Consider the following 24,818-nt stretch of genomic DNA (forward strand, 5'->3'; position numbering starts at 1 on the left):
CTGTTAGTGGGCAACCGCAGCAGCGCCGTGTTCATCGATCAACGCACCGTTGTGGAAACGGTCGATGGAGAAAGGTGCAGCCAATGGGTGCATTTCACCCTTGGCCAGGCTCGCGGCAAACACGTTGCCCGAGCCAGGTGTCGCCTTGAAGCCGCCGGTGCCCCAACCGCAGTTGAAGAACATGTTCGGCACCGGGGTCTTGGAGATGATCGGGCAGGCGTCCGGCGTGGTGTCGACGATGCCGCCCCACTGGCGGTTCATGCGTACGCGGGACAACACCGGGAACATCTCGACGATGGCCTGGACCGTGTGTTCGATCACCGGGTACGAGCCACGCTGGCCGTAGCCGTTGTAGCCGTCGATACCGGCGCCGATCACCAGGTCGCCCTTGTCGGACTGGCTGATGTAGCCGTGCACGGCGTTGGACATGATCACGCTGTCGATGATGGGCTTGATCGGCTCTGACACCAGCGCTTGCAGCGGGTGGGATTCGATCGGCAGGCGGAAGCCCGCGAGCTTGGCCATGTGCCCGGAGTTACCGGCGGTCACCACGCCGACGCGCTTGGCGCCGATGAAGCCCTTGTTGGTTTCCACGCCGATGCACACGCCGTTTTCCTTGCGGAAACCGATCACTTCGGTCTGCTGGATCAGGTCCACGCCCAACGCGTCCGCCGCCCGGGCAAAGCCCCAGGCCACGGCATCGTGACGGGCCACGCCGCCGCGACGCTGGACGGTGGCGCCCATCACCGGGTAGCGGGTGTTTTTCGAGCAATCCAGGTACGGGATCTCGTCGGCCACTTGCTTGGCGTCGAGCAGTTCGCCGTCCACGCCATTGAGGCGGTTGGCGCTGACGCGACGCTCGGAATCACGGATGTCCTGCAGGGTGTGGCACAGGTTGTAGACGCCACGCTGGGAGAACATCACGTTGTAGTTCAGGTCCTGGGACAGGCCTTCCCAGAGTTTCATCGCGTGTTCGTACAAGTGGGCCGATTCGTCCCACAGGTAGTTGGAGCGCACGATGGTGGTGTTGCGCGCGGTGTTACCGCCGCCCAACCAGCCCTTCTCGACCACCGCCACGTTGGTGATGCCGTGTTCCTTGGCCAGGTAGTAGGCGGTCGCCAGGCCATGCCCGCCACCGCCGACGATGACCACGTCGTAGACCTTTTTCGGGGTCGGCGTGCGCCACATCCGCTGCCAGTTTTCGTGATGGCTGAGTGAGTGTTTGAAGAGGCCGAAGCCCGAATAGCGTTGCATAGTCATTACTCCAAAACCGACTCAGCGATAAACCGGGAAGTCCGCGCACAGGGCCGCCACTTGCTGCGCGACATTGGCCTCGACATCGGCATCGCCGAGGTTGTCGAGAATGTCGCAGATCCAGCCGGCCAGCGTGACGCACTGGGTAACCTTGAAGCCACGCGTGGTCACCGCCGGGGTCCCGATGCGCAGGCCCGAAGTCACGAACGGCGATTGCGGGTCGTTCGGCACGGCGTTCTTGTTGACGGTGATGTGGGCGCGGCCCAGGGCAGCATCGGCGTCCTTGCCGGTCAGGCCCTGACGGATCAGGCTGACCAGGAACAGGTGGTTATCGGTGCCACCGGACACTACATCGTAGCCGCGCTTGATGAACACGCCAGCCATGGCCTGGGCGTTATCGATCACTTGCTGCTGGTAAGCCTTGAAGCCAGGCTCCGCCGCTTCCTTGAAGCACACCGCCTTGCCGGCGATCACATGCATCAGCGGGCCGCCCTGGGCGCCGGGGAATACGGCGGCGTTGAGCTTCTTCTCGATTTCTTCGTTGGACTTGGCCAGGATCAGGCCGCCACGTGGACCGCGCAGGGTCTTGTGGGTGGTGGTGGTGACCACGTCGGCGTACGGCAGCGGGTTCGGGTACAGGCCGGCGGCAACCAGGCCAGCGACGTGGGCCATGTCGACGAACAGCAGGGCACCGACCTTATCGGCGATCTGGCGGAAACGTGGGAAGTCCAGGGTCTTGGAGTAAGCGGAGAAACCGGCGACGATCATCTTCGGCTTGTGCTCGACCGCCAGGCGCTCGACTTCGTCGTAGTCGATCAGGCCGGTGGTGGTGTCGATGCCGTATTGCACTGCGTTGTAGAGCTTGCCCGAGGACGACACTTTGGCACCGTGGGTCAGGTGACCGCCGTGGGCCAGGCTCATGCCCAGGATGGTGTCGCCGGCTTGCAGCAGGGCCAGGTAAACGGCGCTGTTGGCCGACGAACCGGAGTGCGGCTGGACGTTGGCGTAATCGGCACCGAACAACTGCTTGGCGCGCTCGATGGCCAGGGCTTCGACTTTGTCGACGTGCTCGCAGCCACCGTAGTAGCGCTTGCCCGGATAGCCTTCAGCGTATTTGTTGGTCAGGCCGCTGCCCTGGGCCTCCATCACGCGCTTGCTGGTGTAGTTTTCTGACGCGATCAGCTCGATGTGGTCTTCCTGACGTTGCTCTTCGGCGTTCATCGCCGCCAGCAGTGCATCATCGTAGCCTTGGATTTGGTCTTGCTTGCTGAACATCGCGTCTCTCCCAGCGGCGGCGGTGCGCCTTTCGTCTCGGTGAGGCACGGACCGTTTCGGTCGTGCCCTTTGGATGCGATGGTATGGCTGGCGCAGGCATGTCAAATGCCTATGGACGCCACGCAAAGGTGCGTTTACGACATGGGATCAAATGGATTGGGACACCTGCCCCTGTGGCGAGGGAGCTTGCTCCCGCTGGACTCTGTAGGAGCTGGCGAAGCCTGCGATCTTTTGATCTTGATCTTTCACTCTCGATTCAATGGGCAGCGGAAAGATCGCAGCCTCGCTTCGCTCGACAGCTCCTACGTAGCCCAGCGGGAGCGAGCTCCCTCGCCACAAAGGCTATGCGGCGATCTGGCGAACCACGAGCAAGACCAGGAAATGCCCCGGATAAAGGCCATACGCCCAGCGCCGCATTGGCACTGGATGAAGACGACCCGCCTGTCGCAAAAGCACCCGCCCCAGCCATGGCGCGATCAGGCAAGCCACCAGCCCCCACAACGCCACCCCGTCCCCTAGCCACGCCGCGCCATACAACACCCGCCATTGGTTGGCCGCGACACAGACCAATCCTGGCAACAACGCCAGATACAAGGAACGCCTGAACAGCAGCAACATCACCAACGGCAGCAGAACGCCGAAAAAACCAAACATCAAATGCGACGAAAACAGCGCCGCCAACAGCAGCGCCACCGTGGCCAGGCATCGGGCCTCGCGGGTGGGCGCCTGCCAACCGCGCGCCACCAGCAACCCGAGCACCAGCGTCGGCATGACGTTCAGCGTAGAGGGGTTGGGAATGAACAAGCGGTAGGGGATTTCGCTGACGGCGCTGAACAGCAACAGCCAGCCCAGGTAACGCCATGGGCTGGCACTGGCCCCGCCGCGCGCCAGATTCGCCGCCATCGCCAGGCAGAACCAAGGGAACGCCAACCGCCCCGGCACGTAGAGCCAATCGGCGGAAAAACCAACATATCGCAGATGATCGAGGACCATCGACAACAGTGCCAGCCACTTGAGCAGGTCCAGGGCACCGTCGCGCCGGCTCATGTATAAAGCCGCGCGACGAGATTGATACTTTCCGACAGAAACATCCGGTGTGTTCCCCCGCTAATCTTGGGTAAAGTGCGCACCAACATTGATCACGGCGATGCGCCCCCAAGCGCGCCGAACCATGATCGACCACGGCGCTGTGGACTCAAACACGCCGAACCAGGGAACGCCCCACCCGGGCGCTCCGCCAGGGATCTCTTTATCCAGGACTCTCTATTCAAGGAGCAAGGCCATGACCGACAAGAGCCAACAATTCGCCAGCGACAACTATTCCGGCATTTGCCCCGAAGCCTGGGCGGCCATGGAAGAAGCCAACCAGGGTCACCAACGCGCCTACGGCGACGATGAGTGGACCCACCGCGCGGCGGACGATTTCCGGGCCTTGTTCGAAACCGACTGCGAAGTGTTCTTTGCGTTCAACGGCACCGCAGCCAACTCCCTGGCCCTGTCCTCGTTGTGCCAGAGTTACCACAGCGTGATCTGCTCGGAAACCGCCCACGTCGAAACCGACGAATGCGGCGCACCGGAGTTTTTCTCCAACGGTTCCAAGCTGCTGGTGGCGCGCACCGAAAACGGCAAGCTGACCCCCGAGTCGATCCGCGAGATCGCCCTCAAGCGCCAGGACATCCACTACCCCAAGCCGCGCGTCGTGACCCTGACCCAGGCCACGGAAGTCGGCAGCGTCTACACGCCGGATGAAATCCGCGCCATCAGCGTCACCTGCAAGGAACTGGGGCTGAACCTGCATATGGACGGCGCACGGTTTTCCAACGCCTGCGCCTTCCTCGGCTGCTCACCGGCGGACCTGACCTGGAAGGTCGGCGTGGACGTGTTGTGCTTCGGCGGTACGAAAAACGGCATGGCGGTAGGTGAAGCGATCCTGTTCTTCAACCACGCCCTGGCCGAAGACTTCGACTACCGCTGCAAACAGGCCGGGCAACTGGCGTCGAAAATGCGTTTCCTTTCCGCCCCCTGGGTCGGTCTGTTGCAAAACGACGCCTGGCTCAAGCACGCCCGCCACGCCAACCACTGCGCGCAATTGCTGGCCGAGCTGGTCAGCGACATCGAAGGCGTAGAACTGATGTTCCCGGTCCAGGCCAACGGCGTGTTCCTGCAACTCTCGGAACCGGCCATCGCCGCGCTGACCGCCAAGGGCTGGCGCTTCTACACCTTCATCGGCAAGGGCGGCGCACGCTTCATGTGCTCGTGGGACACCGAAGAAGCGCGGGTGCGGGAATTGGCGGCGGATATTCGGGAAGTGATGAGCGCGTAGGAGCTGTCGAGCGGAGCGAGGCTGCGATCTTTCCAAGCCAGATTGAGTCTCAAGCGAAAGATCAAAAGATCAAAAGATCGCAGCCTCGCTCCGCTCGGCAGCTCCTACAGAGCCGAGCGGGAGCAAGCTCCCTCGCCACAGGGGGCTCACCGCTACCAGGATGAGCGAATCAGAAATCGATCCGCACATCCCCCTTCGGCACGCTGCAGCACGACAGGATATAACCCTCGGCCTCGTCGTCCTCGGTGATCCCGCCGTTGTGCTCCATCTCCACTTCCCCGCCCAGCTTCAGCACCTTGCAGGTGCCGCAGATGCCCATGCCGCAGGCCTTGGGGATCATCATGCCGAGCTTGGCGGCGGCGGCGTGTACGGTTTCTCCCGGCCCCACGCGGATGCTCTTGCCCGAGGAGGTGAATTCCACCAGGTGCAGGTCCGCCGCATCGACTTGCGGGGCGTCGGCCGCTTGTTCGGCTTGCTCCACCGCGTCGGCACGGGCTTCCGGTGGCGTGGCGCCGAAGGATTCCTCGTGGTAACGCTTCATGTCGTAGCCGGCCGCTTCCAGCAGGCGCTTGACCGCGGTCATGTACGGGGTCGGGCCGCAGCAGAACACTTCGCGCTCGAGGAAGTCGGGCACCATCAATTCCAGCATCTTGTGGTTCAGGTAACCGCGATAGCCGGCCCAGGGCTCGCCCAGGCCATGTTTTTCACAGATCAGGTGCAGGCTGAAGTTGTCGATCCGCGACGCCATGTGTTCCAGCTCGCGGTGGTAGATGATGTCCTTGGGCGAACGGGCGCTGTGGATGAAGGTCATGTCGACATTGGCGTTGGTGTCGTAGAACCAGCGCGCCATGGACATGCATGGCGTGATCCCCACGCCGCCGCTCAGGTACAGGACTTTCGGGCTCGGAAAATCGATGGCGTTGAACAACCCCACCGGCCCGTGCACCGCCAGCTCCTGGCCTTCGTGCAGGGTGTCGTGCAACCAGTTGGACACCTTGCCCCCCGGCACGCGCTTGATGGTCACCGAGAAACTGTAGGGCACCGACGGCGAGCTGGAGATGGTGTAGGAACGCATGATCGGCTGGCCTTCGATTTCCAGCTCCAGGGTGACGAACTGCCCGGGCTTGAAAAAGAACATGATCGGCTGGTCGGCCATGAAGCAGAAAGTGCGCACATCCCAGGTTTCCTGGATGACTTTGACGCAACGTACGATATGTCGGCCATTGGCCCAGGTCTGGGTGGTGACCGGGTTCAGGAAATTATTGGACATGCTGATCTCCACGGCCGACTGTCGGCCTTCATGAGGCGATTGTGCGCAGGCGCCTGGGTGACCATTTACCTATCTGCGACATTCACATACTTATCGCGACCAGCCCCCAACTACCGGGGCTTGCGCGTCGGGAACAGATTGGGCCATGTCGCCCATGGATAAGGTTGCGCCCCTGCGCGGCCCCACACTCGCCCCAACAGATAAACAAAGTTTTCTGCCTTGCGTAGCACAACCGATTAGTCATTTTTCGCCGGCCACAAAGATGGCCATGAGGATAAAACGATGGACGTCACCACTACCCTGAGCCTGGGCGATCCGCTGGAACCCGCACGCAAGGCCACTGCGCAAATGCTGCAAGAGCGCGAGCGTACCTTCTCGCTGCCGCAACCGTTCTACAGTGATGAGCGCCTGTTTGATATCGACATGCAGGAAATTTTCCAGAAGGAATGGTTGATCGCCGGCATGACCTGCGAAATCCCGGCCAAGGGCAACTACCTGACCCTGCAAATCGGCAAGAACCCGATCATCGTGATTCGCGGCGCCGACGGTGTGGTGCATGCCTTCCATAACGTCTGCCGCCACCGCGGTTCGCGGCTGTGCACCAGCGAAAAGGGCAAGGTCGCCAAACTGGTCTGCCACTACCACCAGTGGACCTACGAACTGGACGGTCGCCTGCTGTTCGCCGGCACCGAGATGGGCGCCGACTTCGATATGAAGCAGTATGGCCTCAAGCCGGTGAACGTGAAGACCGCTGGCGGCTACATCTTCATCAGCCTGGCGGAGAACCCGCCGGCCATCGATGACTTCCTGTCGACCCTGAACCATTACATGGAACCGTATGACATGGAGAACACCAAGGTGGCGGTGCAAACCACCTTGATGGAAAAAGCCAACTGGAAACTGGTGCTGGAAAACAACCGCGAGTGCTACCACTGCAACGCGTCGCACCCTGAATTGCTCAAGACCCTGCTGGAATGGGACGACGTCACCGACCCGCGGGCCGACCAGGCCTTCAAGGACCACGTGGCCGCTTCCGCCGCCGCCTGGGACGCCGAGAAGATCCCTTACGCCCACGCCAGCTTCGGCCTGCGCAACCGTATCGTGCGCATGCCGCTGCTCAAGGGCACCGTGTCGATGACCATGGACGGCAAGCAAGGCTGCGCCAAGCTGATGGGCCGCATCAAGAACCCGGACCTGGGCTCGATGCGCATCCTGCACCTGCCGCACTCGTGGAACCACTGCATGGGCGACCACATCATCGTGTTCACCGTGTGGCCGATCAGCGCCCAGGAAACCATGGTCACCACCAAGTGGCTGGTGCACAAGGACGCCGTCGAAGGCGTGGACTACGACGTGGCGCGCATGCGCGAAGTCTGGGACGCCACCAACGACCAGGATCGTCGCCTGGCCGAAGAAAACCAGCGCGGCATCAACTCCACCGCCTACCAGCCCGGCCCGTACTCCAAGACCTACGAGTTCGGCGTGGTGAACTTCGTGGACTGGTACAGCGAGCGCTTGCTCAACAACCTGGGGGCCGAGCCGGCACCGTACCTCAAGGGCGTTCCGGTCCAGGGCTAAGTCAGAAGCATCGCGAGCAAGCTCGCTCCCACAGGGGTTCTGTGTCGTTCACATAACCTGTGGGAGTGAGCTTGCTCGTGATAGCGGCCTGACATTCACCAATTACTTTGAAGACCAACGCACCGACCCATCCTCCCCATAAAACGTCTCGACAATCTCCGCCCCCTTCAACTGCACCTTCACATACCCATTCAACACCCGCTCCGGATACGCCTCGTCGCCCGCCAACCGGGTTTCCGACCACAGCACCCGCGCATGCCCGTTCAGCTCGCTGGTGGTGCCGTAGGGAATCGCGCCATGCCCGGCGCAGCGCGCATGCAACCCGCCTTGCGGCGCATAGCAGATGCCATTGTGCAAATGCCCCCAATACCAATAATCCGGCTCACGCCCCAGGGCATCGCACACCGGTTGGTAAAGCGCGGTCTTGTTGTGCCCGGAAATATCGAAGCCCTGGTGATGACTGAGCACCATCAATTTCTTGCGCTTGGGCAGGGTTTTCATCCACTCGATCTGCTGGGTGTTGAGGGTGCCGTCCATGTACAGGTTCATCGCGTCCGAGGCGTAGGCGCTGTCGAGGCCGACCACCAGCCAGTCGTCGTTGTACAAGGCAAAGTAGCTGGTGTCTTGTTGCACCGGGAAGCGCTTGGCCAGTTCCTTGAAATAACCGTGGGCGCCGCTGTACATCTCGTGGTTGGAATTGAGGGTGAACGAGCCGTGCTTGCCCTGGGGCCAGCCGACCATGTCGACGTCTTCCTGGGAATGGGTGCCGGCGTAATACACGTCGCCCAGATGGATGGTGAAGTCGGCCAGGGCCAATTGCATCTGGTTGGCCACCGCGACGGCCGGGGCGTGGCTGTCGAACGGTCCGGTGCCCCAGTCGCCAGCGATGGCCAGCACCACGTCATTATCCATTTTCACCAACGCCGGGTTGGTGGCGAACGGCGCGTGGTGGCGCAGGTTTTCGATCCACTTGAGCAGCGCTTCGCTCCAGAGCAAGTCCAGCAGCTCCCATTTGCGGCAACCGAGCAAGGTGCCGTCCTTGAGCACCCGGGTCGGCAGTTCGTCCTCGCTTTGCGGCAAGGGCGTGGCGTTGCCGATCTTGAGAATCGACAGACCGTGGGCCAGTTCCCATGGCACGGCCGGTTCGTCGTCCGGCAGATCACCGTGGTCGATCACGTGACGGGCCTGGTCATGGCCGCGCTGCAGCAGCTTGACGATGGCCTGGAACTCCTCGGGCTCCAGGTCGTTGACGAGTTTTTTCCAGGACATTTCCAGCCGCGTGACCAACCCGTGCAGGCGGACCTTGACCTTGTCGAACTCATGTTCCCAATGGTGGAGTAATGACATGTGGACGCTCCTTCGTAATGCCCTGGGTTACAGGGTCTTCATGAATTCGATCAGGGCCCGCTTGTCGACGTCCGACAGCTGCGTGCCATACAGGTGGCCGCCGTTGTGGTTGCCCTCCAGGCGGGTGTCGTATTTGAAATCCGCCGACGCCTTCATCTGCGCACCGCTGGTGATAAAGCCGACTTTCTCCTGGTCGTAAATGTCGGAGCCGGTGTAGAACACCTGCGGACGCTGCTCCGGTGCTTGCAGCAAATCCCACAGGGTCGGCACCGAACCGTTGTGCAGGTATGGCGCGCGCAGCCAGATGCCGTCGGTGGGGGTGTTGCTGTAGCTCTGGGTCTTGCGGTAGGCGCCAAAGTCGAACGGCGGCTTCTTGAAGCCGTGGAATGCCGACACCAGGCCGGTGGTGAAGGAGTTCAGGCGATGGGGATCGGTGCCCAACTGATCGATGTTGGTGGTGACCTGGCCGGTGTCGCTGCGGCCGAAGTCATGACAGCCGGCGCAGTTTTTATCCCAGATCGGTTTGCCCTGGGCGACTTTCCCCTGGTCCAGGGCGAACGGCCAGGCCGGTGCCTTGTGGCCCAACAGCCAGTTGGTCACCCGGTTGAAACTCGGTGGCAGCACCGATTCCGGCGTCGCGCCCACGGCCATGGCCGCTGCGTAGTTGCGTTCGTGGATCTGGTTGTTATTGCCGTCCCAATGCAGGTACATGGATTCGCGGGGTTTCTGGTTCCAGACCTGCGGCAAATCCACGGTGCCGATGGTGGAATCATCCGGGAAGCCGAACACCACCATTTTGGTCGGGTTGAAGGTGTCGGTGCGCCCTGGCCCCTGGGCAGGACGCAACTTCTGCCAGGCATAGGCCTGCTTCTGCTTGAGCAGTGCACTCTTGGCCATCGGGATGATCAGGTAGCGGTTGTACAGTTTTTCGAAAAAGCCCAGCTGGAACTTGCCATTGATCGCCGCCATCACCGCATCGGGGGTGAATTTCGGGTCGCTGGCGCACTCATAGGCGAACCACTGGAAGGCCTGCAGTTGCAGGGTGTTGGCCGGCGCGGAGGCCACCGGCACCGCTACGTCAGTGGCATTGGCCCGGTAGGAGCCGGTATGACACAGGGCGCAGTTGGGCTCGACAGTGGGGTAACCCAGTTGCCGCTTGGCCATGCCGATGGGCAGGTCGTTGCCGTTTTCATAGAGGAAACCGAACACCTCGTAGCCGCCCGGCTTGGGCAGTTTTTCCGGGCACATCTGTGGCAGCACGGCGAACAGGTAGTAGGGAATCCGCGCCTCGATGCCCAGGCCGATGGCGGCGTATTTGTAGTGGTCTTCGTCGGAGGCGAAGTCCGGTTGTGGCACTTCCCGAATCATCTGGTACCAGGTCTGGTAGCCAATGAAACCCAGCAGCACGACCACCACCAACATACCGACCTTGAACCCGTGGCTCTGCCAGCGCAGCGCCCAGCCGGCGCGCCACTCCCGCCAACCGGCGCAGAGCAAGGCCAGCGGACGGTTGGCCACCGGGCTACCGAGGTACAGCAGCACGCCCAGGATCAGGAACATGCTCAGGTCGCCCATCAACATCGGCACGAACAACTGGCCCTGGTTGTTGGTGTTGATCAGGTAGATCCAGAACACCACCGCCACCAGCCGCGACAACACGCACAGCCACGAATGCACGACGAAACGCGGCGCGTTGAACCCCGAGGGCATGTAGAACAGGCTGATCCCCACCAGCAACATGCCGGCGTTCTCCAGCCAGGGATCGGACAATACAGGGGGCAGGCCGATCATGGACGTCAGCAACGCCGGCGCGAACAGCGCCGGAATCGCGAAGAACATGTTCATGACAATCCCGACCCAGATGATGCGTTGGAACCAGCGGATGTAAGTGTTCATGGCATCCTTTTCCTTATTCTTGACCCGGCACACAGCCTTTGTGCTGGGCTCTGTAGGAGCTGTCGAGCGAAGCGAGGCTGCGATCTTTCCACTGCCCATTGAATCGAGAGCGAAAGATCAAAAGATCGCAGGCTTCGCCAGCTCCTACAGAGCCGAGCGGGAGCAAGCTCCCTCGTCACGGACGGCGATCGGCTAGCCCTGCGCGGTCTTCTCCAGGTGCTCAAGAATGATCGGATACACATCCACCACCGCATCCTTGCCGAACATGCAGTCGATGTGGCCATACCCCGGCACTTCATGGCGGCTGAACAACTGCGGGCCATGCATCTCGCACAGTCGTTCGTAGGTCTTGAGGGTGCTTTGCGGCAGGTAGCACTGGTTGTCGGCGCCGCTGATGAAGCAGATCGGCAACTTCAACCGGTCGAAATGCGGCATGTAGACGTCGTTGCCCTTGAAGTCCACCAGGTGCCCCTTGCGCACGATCAGCGCCAAGTGCTCGAAGGTCTGGATGTTCGACTCGCCGAACAACTCATGCAGGTTGTCGTGCAGGGTTTCGTTGAGGGTGTCGTGGCGGTACAACGATGCATACATGAACGTGATGCGATGGCAGACCGGGTTGGTGCAATAGCCCTGGGCCTCGATCCGGGCATAGCCGTTGAGGGCCTTGTCGTAGAGTTTGTTGAACCAGCTTTCCTTGGTATCGGCGTAGGCCGTAAGGGACTTGATGCCGATGGCATCGAGCATCCCCGGCAAATGCAGACCGGCCTTCAGCCCGGTGGCGGTGGCGACCACCGTGTCGGCGGCGATCTGCGAGCAGACCACCGAGCGCACCCCTTGCAGCCCCGCCAGCATCGACATGAAGAACGTCGTCGCGCCGTAGCAATGCACCACGCATTGCACGTCACGGGCCAGGGTCGCCTGCTGGATCTGCTCGATGGCCGCCTTGAAGTCGTACTGGGCCACCTGGTCGCCGTTCCATTCGTTCTTGCTGGCCGGCAGCAGAATGCTCACCCGCAGATCCAACAGCCAGACGTCGTACTCGTGCTTGCACAGGTATTCCAGCAGGTTGGTGTGAATGGTGTCAGTGGAGAAGATATTCGAGCCCACGCCCAGGCCATGGACCAACATCACCGGGCCTTTGGTGCCGGCCTGGTAACGGGTCAGGCGCAGCTCGACGTTGTCTTCGGTCTGGAAGAAATGCACCACCGGCGCCGGCGCATCCAGCGGCCGTTTCAACCGAGGCGGCGCGTCCGGGTTGAAGTAGACATCGCCGGCGAAGACACCGCCGTAGCTCTCCCACAGGATTCCGGCGAAGAACTTGCCAAACCGCGCCAGGGCCTCGACGCGCTCACGCTCGTTGCGGGCGTTGAGCACTTTCATGGTGGTCATCTGCTTGGCGAAGTCGGCTGGCAGGATGTGCATCACCCCGCAGCCGAGCACTTCGCCGGTCTTGTCCGGCCCGCGATAGAGCGTCACATAGAGCGTGCTGGTGTCATGCCAGATGTTCAGCACGCCGTTGTCCTCGGGCACGGTCTTGAAAGCGCTGAAGTAATAGTCGCTGCCGTCCTCGGCGGTCAGCTTCATGTCGTAGTTCATGTGCCGCACGCCGACCTGTTCCTGATACTGCTCGAACAGGTTGAACACCCCATTGCTGGCGACCAGTGGTTGCGGCGAGAGCAGCGGTGCATCGAGGGTGCCCACCAGGGTTGCGGCGTGTTCCGGTTCCTTGATCAGGCGGTTGAGGTCGGCCGCGGTGATGGTCAGGGTGAATTCGATGGGTGAGTTGTCGGCCTTGCCGCGCTTGGCCGCCGCTTCATACAGACTGAGGTCGGTGCCCTGGGCCTGGGTGAAGGCAGTGGAGAAGTAGCCCTTCATGGTTTCGGTGAACTGCACGCCGAGGGTCGGCGCCGCCACGGCTTTGCGCGGGGCCGAAGGCAGTGTGTAGTCGATGATCCAGCCCCGGTCGGCTGCCAGCAGCCCCATATTGCGCTCGCTCACCGCCGAGATCGTCAGCAACGGATTGACCGCCAGCGACGTGGGGATCACCGCGCCGTCGGTCACGTACAGGCCCGGGTAGACATCGGTACCGCTGGCGCCACTGAACACCTGGCCCTTGTGGTTGACCACGCCTTGCGTCGCGTCCTCGCCCATCACGCAACCGCCCAGGGGATGGACCGAGACGATGCTGTGCTTGAGCAGCTTGGTCCAGATCGGGTTCTCGACCCAGATCCCGCCCAGGGCCTTGGTGCTCTGGTGCAGGCGCTCGTTGCCGAGGGTGACGTTCTCCTGTTCGCCGACGCCGGGCCAGTCGATGCGCAACTGGTCCTTGTTGTCGAGCAGCATGCGGCCCTTGGCGTTGTCATGGCTCATGATCAGGTAAGTCTGCATGTTGTGCAGCGCGCCGTAATACGGCCCGCGCAGGAAGCTCTCGGCCTCCCGGCCCTTGTACCTGAGGCTGGCACCGAAACCGGTGTCGGTGGGCACGCCGATCATTTCGGCGAACGCCGCCATGCTCGGCACCATGGCCCGGCCGAGGGCACCGGGAATCGAACCTTCCTCGATGACCATGCGGCTGCGCCAGTCGCCTTCGGTGCGCATGTCGATGATCGAGGTGATGCACGGCCCCACCGGCTCCAGCTCCTTGGCCGAATGGGCGCCGAAGCCGATGCCGTTGATGACCTGGTCGCAGTTGTGGCCGAAGCCGAGGATGTCGCCGTTGCCGCTCATGTGCTCGCCCAACTGGTTGGACATGGACAAGCCCTTGTCCCGCGAGCGCAGCATGATTTCGGTGGAGCCCAGGGTGCCGGCGGAGACCACGACGATATCGGCCCGCACGAACAACGTAGGCGCCGAGAACAGTTCGCGACCGCTGTCCAGGTATTGGAAGTGCACGATCCAGCCGTCGCCGTCTCGTTCCAGGTGCCGTACCTCGGCCTGGCAGAAAATTTCCGTGCCGTGGTTCCAGGCGTCCGGCAGGTAGTTCATCAGCGTGGTGTTCTTGGCCTTGTTGTTACAGCCCGAGACGCAATCGCCACAGCCATTGCAGGGCAACTGTTCGACGCCGACGTGGTTGAGGTTGTTGGGCAACTTGTCGAAGGTCACGTTGATGGGCGGCTTGTAGAAATGCGCGCCTTGCTTGAGGTAATCGGCTGATTTCTTATGGGCGTCGAGCTTGGGCAGGTTCGGTGCCGACGCCGGATAGGGATTGGGCTTGAGCATCTCCCGGGCCCGGGCGTAGCCGTCCTTGAGCAACGTGTCCTGGTGGTCCCGTACCGCCTGAGGCCAACGCGGGTCCTCGAACACGCCAGGCTCCGGCTCCAGCGCAACGTTGGCATTGATCAGCGACGTGCCGCCCAGGCCACAACCGACCACCACGTTCTGCTGGGCGTTGACGTGCAGGTCGAACAGGCCGGTGCGCGAGCCGATGTGCCCGTCGGGGTCATGGACCTGCAGTTCCTCGGTGGCCGCGAGCAGGGTGTTGGGGTATTCGCCCGGCTGGATTTCCCGGCCACGCTCCAGCAGGCACACCTTGCGCCCGGCCCGGGACAGGCGCGAGGCGGCAATGCCGCCGCCGTAGCCGGATCCGATGACGACGACGTCGTAGTGCTCCTGGATATCACTGATGGGGGTTGAGATCCGTGTCATGTTCAAGTCCTCTCAGGCAGAAGGGGCAACTCTGCGGTTGCCTGCAAATCGACAGGCGCACGAACGCCTGGCCACTGTCCCGTGCAGGGTCCAGCGGCAGTCAACGGTGCTACAGGGGGAAAAACCGGACGCTATAGACGCGCACGCTGATTGGCGGCGCGGCGGTGGATGCGTTTGTGCAACGAGGTGGGCGATGCTGGGACGCAGGTCAGCGGAGAAAGCGGGTGCGAGCGGGGGGGCTTGCTATCCATCATGTGTTCTCCCTGAACCAGATGTGGATAAAACGGCGATGTCCTTGTGCCATGGAAGTGAAGACAGCCGGCAGACCTGCGTCAAGGTGGTTCCTTAGACCTGTATGAAATTTGACCTATCGCGATTTGCGCTATACCCGCCGTGGCTTGCAGCGTTTGGCGAACAAGTTATCCACATGACCACCCACAGCAAATGGGGACAAGTGTGGGTAGGTTGACCCTTTATTCAACGGCAACCTGAATAAAAACCGTGACTTATGGGCAATGACGGTTTCTTGGGTCTATCGGCTATTTTTTGAGCAACTCCCTGTAAGCCCCGAAACGCCTGGGCTGTGGAGGTGAGCGAACACCTTATCCACAGAAGCGCCAACAGTGTTTGGGGGTAAATTTGACGATTCTGTGGAAAACCCTTTGGACGGCATGTAATTCGAGGTTTTCACGCGGTTTTCCTGATAAAAAAGAGAGTTTGATCACTTTATGATCAACTCACTGAAAACCCCGGCCCGCCTGGCTTGCAGCGTAGAGCGAACATCTTATCCACAGAAGCGCCAACAGAGATTGGGGGCAAGTTTCGGCTGGAAGGGGTCGTTATTCACAAGTAAAAGCCAATAAAAACCGTGGGTTAGACTGGCTAATTTTTGAGCGCAGGCCTGGAGCGCCTGGTTTGCATGGGGTGCAGCAAGGGGCGAACAGGTTATCCACAGAGGCGCGCACAGGGATTGTGGGTAACACACATTTCACTTGTGGGAGCGAGCCTGCTCGCGATGAGGCCAGTGCAGTCAACCATGCTTTGACTGATAGACCGCTATCGCGAGCAGGCTCGCTCCCACATGGGGTCATGCAGTGAGCCTGGGTCTAGCGAACCACCCCTTCCTCCACCAGCAGCTTGAGGATCGCCTCGGCCCCCGCCTCCGGGCTCACGCCCTTGAGCACTTGCCCGCCTCCCCCGCTGGCCTTGGCCGTGGCGGCTTTCATGCGGTCGGCGCCGCTCTTGGCCTTGATCACTTTCAAGCGCTTGGGCCGTGGCTTGGCCGGTTGCAGGGTCGCCACCGCCAGCAAGGTGTCGTCGACCACTTCGACTTCTTCGGCGTGCAACGCCCCACGCCGGGCAGGGCCGTAGGCACTCTGCCGAGGTTTTGGCGCGGCGTTATCCACAGTGGCCAGGAACGGCAGGCGCACTTTGAGACGGCGCCGTTGACCACGGGGCAGGGCTTGCAGCACCAACGCCACACCATTATCGATGGACTCGACCTGGGCCAGTCCCACCACCAGCGGCCAACCGAGATTCTCCGCCAGCAGGAACGGCAGCATGCCCGAGCCTTCACCGGTTTCCGCCTGGCTGCCGGTGAGCACCACTTGGGCGCCAGCGTCACGCAGGTAGTCGGTCAGGGCCGGCAGCGCGTCAGCCCCCTCGGGGTTGTCCAGGACGTGGAGTTCGTCCAGGCCCATGCCCAGGTAGGCGCGCAGGGCCGGTTCGGCCACGTCGCCGGCGTGCAGCACTTGCAGGTCGTTGCCGGCCAGTTGCAGGCCCAGTTCCACGGCCCGGGCGTCCTGTTCGGCCCGTCGAGGTCGACCAGAGGTCGGGTGGGCGCCAATGGACACGAGGCTGATCACTTGGGTACTCATGAACGTTTCCTTAGCTTAAGCCGCATCGCGCTTGGCTTCGTTGCGGTAAGCCTCTACCGCCGCGATCAAGGCCTGGAGAATCGCCGCGCTGTCACCGATCACCGACAGGTCTGCCCGTTTGATCATGTCGCAGCCCGGATCGAGATTGATCGCCACCACCTTGTCGCAGGCACCGATGCCCTGCAGGTGCTGGATCGCCCCGGAAATCCCCACGGCCACGTAGACCCGTGCCGTGACCCAGGTGCCGGACGCACCGACCTGGCGATCGCGGGCCATGAAGCCGTCGTCCACCGCCACCCGCGAAGCGCCTTCGGTGGCGCCCAGGGCCGCGGCGGTCTGGTGGAACAGCGCCCAGTCCTTGACCCCGTTGCCGCCGGAGAAAATGAATTCGGCCTCGGCCATCGGGATCGCGCCCGGGTCCACCGCCACCGCGCCAAGGTCTTCGATACGCGACAAGCTGCGGGCTACGCTTGTGGATAACTCCACCGGCAAGGCTTCGTGGCGGGTTTCGCTGACCGGTTCGGCGCATTCGGCCGACGCAAGGATCAAGCGCGCCAACGGCCGGGCCAAGTCTTGCAGGCCCGCACCGGCGCGGCCGATGCACGCCTCGCCCTTGACCTGCCAGACCCGCGTGGCTGGGCGTTCGCCCAGGGCAGCGGCAAAACGCCGGCCCAGTTCTCCGCCACCGGTGCGGCTGTCAGGCAGCAGCCAATGACGTGGATGGAACTGGTTATCCACAGCCCGCAGGCCTTGCACCCGTTGTTCCGGTGCATAACCACTGAACTCTTCGCCATCAAGCACCAGCAAGCGGTCGACGCCCGCCGTGGCGAAGGCGCTTTCCTTGTGCTCACCGAACACCACCGCCAGCACCGCGCCTTCGCTGCCTGCAAGCTGATGGGCCAGGCCCAACAGGTCGCGGTCTTGGCTGCTGAGACGGCCACCGACCATGTCCGGAACGACGCAGATGTGAAACGCCGGTTGCGGTACTTGATGCAGCGGCAATTGCACTTCAACGGCTGCAGTGCGCTTGCTCGCACCACCCTGCTGGGCACCACTGCGGTCGATGCGCTTGATGCCGTTGGGGCCGATGAAACCGATGCCATGGACGTTCTTGCGAATGACGCCGTTGGGCCCCATCCAGCTGTGCTGCACCGGTTGCATGGCCGCGTGCAGCGGGTGCAGGCGGTTGCGGGCGATCCACTCGGCGCGAGGGTCGCGGCGGATGATGTCGCTCATTAATGCACCTCCGCGGGTTCACGTTTGACCGGGGCCACAGGTTTGGCCGGGGCCGCGTCTTCCAGCAGCGCATCGGCCACCAGTTCGGCAATGTCCTTGATCATCGGCCGCGGTTCGACCACGCCTTCGAGCATCGCGGTGCACTGTGGGCATCCCACAGCCACCAGCTCGGCGCCGGTTTCGCGGATGTCGTCCATGCGCATGTCGGGAATCCGTTGCTTGCCCGGGATGTCGGTGATCGGCGCGCCGCCGCCACCGCCGCAGCAACGCGAACGGAAACCGGAACGTTGCATCTCCTTGACCTCGATGCCCAGGGCACGCAGCACCTGGCGTGGTGCCTCGTATTCGCCGTTGTAGCGGCCCAGGTAGCAAGGGTCGTGATAGGTGACGCTGTCGCCCTTGTGCTGGCCGAGGTTCAACGCACCGGCATCGATGATCTCCGCCATGTAGGTGCTGTGGTGTTGCACCAGGTAGTTGCCGTCGAAGGCGCCGTATTCGTTTTTCAGCACGTGGAAGCTGTGGGGGTCGCAGGTAACGATGCGGTTGAAGCTGTATTTGGCCAGGGTCTGGATGTTGCGTTTGGCCAACAGCTGGAACGTTGCTTCGTCACCCAGGCGCCGGGCCACGTCGCCGCTGTCGCGTTCTTCGAGGCCAAGCACGGCGAAGTCGATCTTCGCCGCCTTGAGCACTTTGACGAAGGCGCGCAGGGTGCGCTGGTTGCGCATGTCGAAGGCACCGTCGCCGACCCAGAACAGCACGTCGACGGATTTCTTCTCGCTGAGCAGGTTCAGGTTCAGGTCGGCCGCCCAGTTCATCCGCCCGCCCGGGGCGAAGCCGCCAGGGTTGTCGGTGGCGATGAGGTTTTCCAGCACCTCGGCGCCCTTGTTCGGCGTCGCGCCTTTCTCCAGAGTCAGGTGGCGGCGCATGTCGACGATGGCATCGACGTGCTCGATCATCATCGGGCACTCCTCGACGCACGCCCGGCAGGTGGTGCAGGACCACAAGGTCTCGGCGTCCACCAGGCCGTTGACGATCGGCTGATGCGGATTGCCACCGTGCGCGCCCACCGGTTTGCCCGGATACGGGCTGCCGGCGAATTTCGCATCGGTGCCGCCGGCCAGGCCGACGACCATGTCCTGGATGAGTTTTTTCGGGTTCAGCGGCTGGCCGGCGGCGAACGCCGGGCAGGCAGCCTCACATTTGCCGCACTGCACGCAGGCGTCGAAGCCCAGCAGTTGGTTCCAGGTGAAGTCCTTGGGTTTTTCCACACCCAGCGGTGCGGCGGGGTCGTTCAGGTCCAGCGGCTTCAAGCCGGTGGAGCGTCCACCGCCAAAGCGCTCGGCACGACGGTGCCAGGCCAGGTGCAGGGCACCGGCGAAGGCGTGTTTCATCGGCCCGCCCCAGGTCATGCCGAAGAATAATTCCGACACACCCCACAATACGCCGATACCCAGGATCGCCGCCACCAGCCAACCGCCGAAGTTCTCCGGGAGGATGCCCGCCACCGGCAGGGTCACCAGGAAGAACGACGCCGAGAAGGCCAACAGGCTTTTCGGCAGGCGCATCCACGGGCCTTTCGACAAACGCGCTGGTGGGTTGCGCCGCCGCAGGTACATGAAGATCGCGCCAACGAACATCACCGCCGACATCAGCAGCAGGGCGTAACCGAGGATGCGGTTGTGCAAGCCAAAACCGTGGACCAGGATCGCCAACACAATCGATGCCACCGCCCCGCCCGCCGTGGCGACGTGGGTGTTGGCGATGTACTTGTCCCGCGCCACCACATGGTGCAAATCCACCATGTAGCGCTTGGGCATGGCGAAGAGACCACCGATCAGGTCGACTTTCGAGGGTCGACCCCGGCGCCACATGTTCACCCGCCGCAAGGCGCCAAGGACCGCGAGGCCCAGGGCTGCGAACAGCAGGAATGGAAGAAGGGTGTTCAACATAGGTGTTGCTCCCAAAGACCTCAGGGTCGTGTGCGCGCCAGTGAGAGCGACGCACCTACTTGTGGCGAGGGAGCTTGCTCCCGCTGGAGCGCGAAGCGCTCCCAAAACAGCCCCAGGTGTAAACCTGATGCTCCTCGACTGATGATTTGGGGCCGCTTCGCAGCCCAGCGGGAGCAAGCTCCCTCGCCACAGGTGATGGTGTTAAGCCGTTAGAAATCCTTGCACAGCCGCAGGGCGTCGTAGATGGCCGCGTGGGTATTACGCTGGGCCACGCAGTCGCCGATGCGGAACAGCAGGTAGCCATCGCCGCTCTGTTCCAGGCACGGTTGGGGCTTGATCGCAAACAGGGCTTCGACATCGATCTGGCCCTTGTTGCGCGAACCCTCCTTGAGTGCGTAGTAGATTTCTTCGTCCGGCCGCACGCCGTTTTCCACCACCACCTGGTCCACCACGCGTTCTTCCTTGGCACCGGTGTATTCGTTCTCCAGCACCGCCACCAGCTTGTCGCCTTCGCGGTAGACCTTCTCCAGCATCATGTCCCCGGTCATGATCACTTCCTTGGGGTACATGCTGCGGTAGTAGGTCGGGAACGACGTCCCGCCAATGGCCACGCCCGGCTTGATGTCGTCGGTGACGATCTCGACCTGGCTGCCCTTGTCGGCGAGGAAGTCGGCCACCGACATGCCGGTGAACTCGCAAATGGTGTCGTAGACCAGTACGTTCTTGCCCGGTGCAACCTTGCCGTCGAGCACGTCCCAACTGCTGACAACCAGCCCTTCGGCGGCGCCCCAGTGTTCGTTCTGCTCCAGGTTCGGATGTCCGCCGACGGCCAGCACCACCACGTCCGGACGCAGGTCCATGATGGTTGCCGCATCAGCCGCCACGCCCAGGCGCAGGTCGACTTTCAGCCGTGCCAGCTCCAGTTGGAACCAGCGGGTGATACCGGCGATCTGGTCCCGTTGTGGGGCTTTCGAGGCGGTGGTGATCTGCCCGCCGATGAATTCTTTCTTCTCGAACAGGGTCACGTCGTGGCCACGTTCGGCGGCCACCCGCGCCGCTTCCATCCCGGCCGGGCCGGCACCGACCACCACGACTTTGCGCTTGGGCCCGGTGGACTTCTCGATGATGTGCGGCACGCCCATGTATTCACGGGACGTCGCGGCGTTCTGGATGCACAGCACGTCCAGGCCCTGGTACTGGCGGTCGATGCAGTAGTTGGCGCCGACGCACTGCTTGATCTGGTCGATCTGGCCCATCTTGATCTTGGCGATCAGGTGCGGGTCAGCGATGTGGGCGCGGGTCATGCCGACCATGTCGACGTAACCGCCCTCCAGGATCCGCGTGGCCTGGTTCGGGTCCTTGATGTTCTGCGCGTGCAGCACCGGGACCTTGACCACCTCCTTGATACCGGCGGCCAGGTGCAGGAACGGCTCCGGTGGATAACTCATGTTCGGGATGACGTTGGCCAGGGTGTTGTGGGTGTCGCAACCCGAGCCCACCACGCCGATGAAATCGAGCATGCCGGTGTCGTCGTAGTACTTGGCGATCTGCTTCATGTCCTCGTGGGACAAGCCGTCCGGGTGGAACTCGTCGCCGCACAGGCGCATGCCCACGCAGAAATCGTCGCCCACTTCGGCGCGCACGGCCTTCAACACTTCCAGGCCGAACTTCATGCGGCCTTCGAAGCTGCCGCCCCATTCGTCGGTACGCTTGTTGACCCGCGGGCTCCAGAACTGGTCGATCATGTGCTGGTGCACGGCGGACAACTCGACGCCGTCCAGGCCACCGGCCTTGGCCCGGCGCGCGGCCTGGGCGTAGTTGCCGATCACCCGCCAGATTTCTTCCGGCTCGATGGTCTTGCAGGTGGCACGGTGCACCGGCTCACGCACGCCGGACGGCGACATCAGGGTCGGCCAGTTGAAGCCGTCCCAGCGCGAGCGACGGCCCATGTGGGTAATCTGGATCATGATCTTGGCGCCATGCTTGTGCATGGCGTCGGCCAGGTTCTGGAAATGCGGGATGATGCGGTCGGTGGACAGGTTCACCGAGCTCCACCACTCCTGCGGGCTGTCGATGGCCACCACCGACGAGCCACCGCAGATCGCCAGGCCGATGCCACCCTTGGCCTTCTCTTCGTAATACTTCACATACCGATCGGTGGTCATGCCGCCGTCGGTGGCATAGACCTCGGCGTGCGCGGTGCTGAGCACGCGGTTGCGGATGGTCAGCTTGCCGATCTGGATCGGCTGGAACATTGCTTCAAAAGCCATGGCGCGATCCTCGACTTACAACGGCTTGACGATGAACAGGCCGTCGTCGTGGCCTTCTTCGGAACCGCCGTAGACCTGCTCGGCCACGGTGCGGATCGCGCTGCCGCGCGCGGCCAGGATCTGGTCCATGGCGCCGGCGAACCAGCCGGTGAACATGTAGTCGACCTTGCGCCCGACCTTGCCGTACACGTAGACGAACGCCGAATGTTCGAGCTTGACGCTGGCGGTGCCTTTGTCCAGGTCGATGTCCTGGATCTTGAACAGGCCCCAGCCACGCTGGGACAAGCGCTTCATGTAGTGCTCGAACACCGCGACGCCTTCCAGGCCATGGCATTCGGCTTCTTTCTCACACCAGTGCCAGGCGGATTTGTAGCCGGCCTTGTAGAGAATCTCGGCGTAGGCGTCAGCGCCCAGCACTTCCTCGATGCCCATGTGGTTGTTGACGAAGAAGTGACGCGGTACGTACAGCATCGGCAGGGCGTCGGAGGTCCAGACACCGGTTTCGCTGTCGACTTCGATAGGCAGTTGCGGGGCGATCTTGGCCATGAAAACTTGACTCCGGAAATTCGTGATGTGCCTGCGGCGCGAGTGGCCGCAGGTAAAGGATTCAGTGATGCAACGGGGTTTATTCGCCCCAGACGTCCTTGAGAACGTTGACCCAGTTTTCCCCCATGATCTTGCGCACCACCCGCTCAGGATGGCCGCGCTTGAGCAGCGTCTCGGTGAGGTTCGGGAACTCGCCCACGGTGCGGATGCCCAGGGGGTTGATGATCTTGCCGAAGCTGGTCAGACGACGGGCGTAGCCCTTGTCGTGGGTCAGCATTTCGAAGAAATCCTGGCCGTGGCCCTGGGTGAAGTCGGTGCCTATGCCGATGGCGTCCTCACCGACGATGTTCATGGTGTATTCGATGGCTTCGGCGTAGTCGTCGATGGTCGAATCGATGCCCTTGGCCAGGAATGGCGCGAACATGGTCACGCCGACAAAACCACCGTGGTCGGCAATGAACTTAAGCTCTTCATCGGATTTGTTGCGCGGGTGTTCTTTCAGGCCGGACGGCAGGCAGTGGGAATAGCACACCGGCTTCTTCGATTCGAGGATGACTTCTTCGGAGGTCTTGGAACCGACGTGGGACAAGTCGCACATGATGCCGACGCGGTTCATCTCGGCGACGATCTCGCGACCGAAGCCCGACAGGCCGCCGTCGCGCTCGTAGCAGCCGGTGCCCACCAGGTTCTGGGTGTTGTAGCACATCTGCACCACACCCACGCCGAGCTGCTTGAAGATCTCGACGTAGCCGAGCTGGTCTTCGAAAGCGTGGGCGTTCTGGAAGCCGAAGATGATGCCGGTCTTGCCCTGTTCCTTGGCGCGACGGATGTCGGCGGTGGTTTTCACCGGGATCACCAGGTCGCTGTTCTCGCGGATCAGCTTCTGGCTGGCAACGATGTTGTTGATGGTGGCCTGGAAACCTTCCCACACCGACACGGTGCAGTTGGCTGCGGTCAGGCCGCCCTTGCGCATGTCTTCGAACAGGTCGCGGTTCCACTTGGCAATGATCAGCCCGTCGATAACGATGCTGTCGGCGTGCAATTCGGCTGGGCTCATCAGGCAGTCCCCTTGTTAGCGATTCATGCGCCGAATCGTGTGCCGGCGCTTTGGGGCCAGCATATGCCTGAGGGCCGTCGCGACCCGGTGCAAAAACGACAGGGGAATTGCCGAAAGCGTCAATCCACGACAATGGGCTACGACAGGCCCACCCTGCCCGTCTGTTCTTTACCCGACGCTTGCGCCAGAATCCGCCGCATCACTGGTTTTCACTGGACTTGAGCGGCAACGCGATGAAATCGATCTTCCTGGCTTTGGCACTGATCAGCACCCTGGCACACGCAACCGAAGACACCGAGCCCAACCCCTGCGACGAAGTCGAAAACGACGTCCAGACCCTGGCCTGCTCGGCCTACGGCAAAACCGCCGCCGAACAATTGCTGGGCGAAAACCTGCAAAGCCTCAACGAGCGCCTGCAAACCCGCTACGCCAGCGACAAGGCCCAGCTCAACGACATCACCACCAAGCTCAAGGCCGCCCAACAACTGTGGCAAAAACAGCGCGAAGCCGACTGCGCCATCGCCGCCTTCCCGGCAAAACCCGGCAGCGAGGCCTACAAAATCGCCGAAAACGACTGCATGGCCCAGGTGAGCGACGATCGGTCGGAGTTTTTGGAGTCGATTGGGCAGGAGTGATGCTTCAGAAGCCGTTTAGCGCGGTAAGCTGCTTGCATCATTGGTAAAGGGATTCACATGAAAACGTGCGGCATCGAAATCAAAGGCAGCGAAGCGATCATCGCTGTTGCCTCGCTGGATCAACAGGCGCTGAGCCACGTCGCGCTGAATACCAAGAAAATCGCCCTGGACGACGATGACGACGCCGCCAACGTCAAGGCATTCGCCGCCCAGGTGCGGGCGTTCGTGGCGGACAACGGCATCGAACGGATCGCCATCAAGAAGCGCAGCAAGAAAGGTGAGTTCGCCGGTGGGCCGACCACGTTCAAGATCGAAGGGGTTTTCCAGTTGCTGGAAGGGTGTGAGGTGACGCTGCTGTCGCCGCAGACCATCAATGCGCAGAGCAAGAAACATGACTTCGCCCTGCCGGCGACGCTGAACAAGTATCAGCATGAGGCGTACAAGGCGGCGTGTTCGGCGTTGATGAAGAAATAGACCTGCTGACACCGCCCTGTGGCGAGGGAGCTTGCTCCCGCTCGGCTCTGTAGGAGCTGGCGAAGCCTGCGATCTTTTGATCTTTCGCTTGGGACTCAAGTGTCTGGGAAAAGATCGCAGCCTCGTTGCACTCGACAGCTCCTACACAGCTCCTACAGGGCGCAGCCAGCGGGAGCAAGCTCCCTC

At 62.3% G+C, this 24,818-nt stretch carries 17 protein-coding genes; 4 read left to right on the forward strand and 13 right to left on the reverse strand.

Translation table 11 applies throughout. From position 1 onward, the window contains the following. Nucleotides 1–3: 3 nt before the first annotated feature. From AD659_RS25525 to AD659_RS25535, 3 genes are all read right to left on the reverse strand, one after another. Nucleotides 4–1,254, reverse strand: coding sequence for a sarcosine oxidase subunit beta (locus AD659_RS25525; RefSeq protein ID WP_008057117.1), 1,251 nt, complete (start codon nucleotides 1,252–1,254; stop codon nucleotides 4–6). Between the two features lie 21 nt (nucleotides 1,255–1,275). Then, nucleotides 1,276–2,529 (reverse strand): serine hydroxymethyltransferase, encoded by a 1,254-nt coding sequence (gene glyA, locus AD659_RS25530; RefSeq protein WP_053126038.1) that lies wholly within the window; start codon nucleotides 2,527–2,529, stop codon nucleotides 1,276–1,278. A 342-nt stretch (nucleotides 2,530–2,871) separates the two neighbouring features. Beyond that, nucleotides 2,872–3,576 (reverse strand): TraX family protein, encoded by a 705-nt coding sequence (locus tag AD659_RS25535; RefSeq protein ID WP_053126040.1) that lies wholly within the window; start codon nucleotides 3,574–3,576, stop codon nucleotides 2,872–2,874. Nucleotides 3,577–3,811: 235 nt separating this feature from the next. Here AD659_RS25535 and AD659_RS25540 point away from each other — a divergent pair, with 235 nt between their 5' ends. Continuing rightward, nucleotides 3,812–4,852: a threonine aldolase family protein gene (locus AD659_RS25540; RefSeq protein WP_053126042.1), complete on the forward strand. Its 1,041-nt coding sequence runs from the start codon at nucleotides 3,812–3,814 to the stop codon at nucleotides 4,850–4,852. A 169-nt stretch (nucleotides 4,853–5,021) separates the two neighbouring features. Here AD659_RS25540 and gbcB read toward each other — a convergent pair whose 3' ends face one another. Further along, nucleotides 5,022–6,122: a glycine-betaine demethylase subunit GbcB gene (gbcB, locus tag AD659_RS25545; protein WP_053126044.1), complete on the reverse strand. Its 1,101-nt coding sequence runs from the start codon at nucleotides 6,120–6,122 to the stop codon at nucleotides 5,022–5,024. Nucleotides 6,123–6,404: 282 nt separating this feature from the next. On the opposite strand from gbcB, the gene gbcA reads away from it, so the two are divergent. Continuing rightward, entirely contained in the window at nucleotides 6,405–7,700 is a 1,296-nt protein-coding gene (gene gbcA / locus AD659_RS25550; RefSeq protein ID WP_053126046.1) for a glycine-betaine demethylase subunit GbcA, read from the forward strand. 102 nt (nucleotides 7,701–7,802) lie between these two features. On the opposite strand, the gene AD659_RS25555 is transcribed toward gbcA, so the two are convergent. From AD659_RS25555 to AD659_RS25600, 9 genes are all read right to left on the reverse strand, one after another. Next, a complete protein-coding gene (locus AD659_RS25555; protein WP_053126048.1) occupies nucleotides 7,803–9,047 on the reverse strand; it encodes a metallophosphoesterase in 1,245 nt (414 codons plus the stop codon). A gap of 27 nt (nucleotides 9,048–9,074) precedes the next feature. After that, on the reverse strand, nucleotides 9,075–10,943 hold the full coding sequence (locus AD659_RS25560; RefSeq protein ID WP_053126050.1) for a c-type cytochrome: 1,869 nt from the start codon (nucleotides 10,941–10,943) through the stop codon (nucleotides 9,075–9,077). Nucleotides 10,944–11,135: 192 nt separating this feature from the next. Continuing rightward, nucleotides 11,136–14,588 (reverse strand): GMC oxidoreductase, encoded by a 3,453-nt coding sequence (locus tag AD659_RS25570; RefSeq protein ID WP_053126054.1) that lies wholly within the window; start codon nucleotides 14,586–14,588, stop codon nucleotides 11,136–11,138. Nucleotides 14,589–15,694: 1,106 nt separating this feature from the next. Continuing rightward, the gene (gene etfB, locus AD659_RS25575) at nucleotides 15,695–16,465 is read right to left on the reverse strand and encodes an electron transfer flavoprotein subunit beta (protein ID WP_053126056.1); all 771 of its coding nucleotides are present in this window, start codon (nucleotides 16,463–16,465) and stop codon (nucleotides 15,695–15,697) included. 15 nt (nucleotides 16,466–16,480) lie between these two features. Then, on the reverse strand, nucleotides 16,481–17,701 hold the full coding sequence (gene etfA, locus AD659_RS25580) for an electron transfer flavoprotein subunit alpha (RefSeq protein WP_053126058.1): 1,221 nt from the start codon (nucleotides 17,699–17,701) through the stop codon (nucleotides 16,481–16,483). Beyond that, nucleotides 17,701–19,650 carry a dimethylglycine demethylation protein DgcB gene (gene dgcB, locus AD659_RS25585; RefSeq protein WP_053126061.1) on the reverse strand — a complete coding sequence of 650 codons (1,950 nt, stop codon included), beginning with the start codon at nucleotides 19,648–19,650 and terminating at the stop codon, nucleotides 17,701–17,703. Before dgcB ends, etfA begins: the two co-directional genes overlap by 1 nt. Nucleotides 19,651–19,859: 209 nt before the next feature. Continuing rightward, nucleotides 19,860–21,920 (reverse strand): dimethylglycine demethylation protein DgcA, encoded by a 2,061-nt coding sequence (gene dgcA / locus AD659_RS25590; RefSeq protein WP_045157161.1) that lies wholly within the window; start codon nucleotides 21,918–21,920, stop codon nucleotides 19,860–19,862. Between the two features lie 15 nt (nucleotides 21,921–21,935). Next, on the reverse strand, nucleotides 21,936–22,466 hold the full coding sequence (locus tag AD659_RS25595; protein WP_053126063.1) for a DUF5943 domain-containing protein: 531 nt from the start codon (nucleotides 22,464–22,466) through the stop codon (nucleotides 21,936–21,938). A gap of 79 nt (nucleotides 22,467–22,545) precedes the next feature. Next, a complete protein-coding gene (locus AD659_RS25600; protein ID WP_030139307.1) occupies nucleotides 22,546–23,523 on the reverse strand; it encodes a dipeptidase in 978 nt (325 codons plus the stop codon). 233 nt (nucleotides 23,524–23,756) lie between these two features. Between AD659_RS25600 and AD659_RS25605 the strand changes: the two genes are divergently transcribed. Both AD659_RS25605 and AD659_RS25610 read left to right on the forward strand, forming a co-directional pair. Beyond that, nucleotides 23,757–24,158: a lysozyme inhibitor LprI family protein gene (locus AD659_RS25605; protein ID WP_053126066.1), complete on the forward strand. Its 402-nt coding sequence runs from the start codon at nucleotides 23,757–23,759 to the stop codon at nucleotides 24,156–24,158. 57 nt (nucleotides 24,159–24,215) lie between these two features. Continuing rightward, the gene (locus AD659_RS25610; RefSeq protein WP_053126068.1) at nucleotides 24,216–24,632 is read left to right on the forward strand and encodes a DUF3010 family protein; all 417 of its coding nucleotides are present in this window, start codon (nucleotides 24,216–24,218) and stop codon (nucleotides 24,630–24,632) included. Nucleotides 24,633–24,818 lie beyond the last annotated feature (186 nt).

It is taken from the genome of Pseudomonas thivervalensis (assembly GCF_001269655.1).
Lineage (GTDB): Bacteria > Pseudomonadota > Gammaproteobacteria > Pseudomonadales > Pseudomonadaceae > Aquipseudomonas > Aquipseudomonas thivervalensis.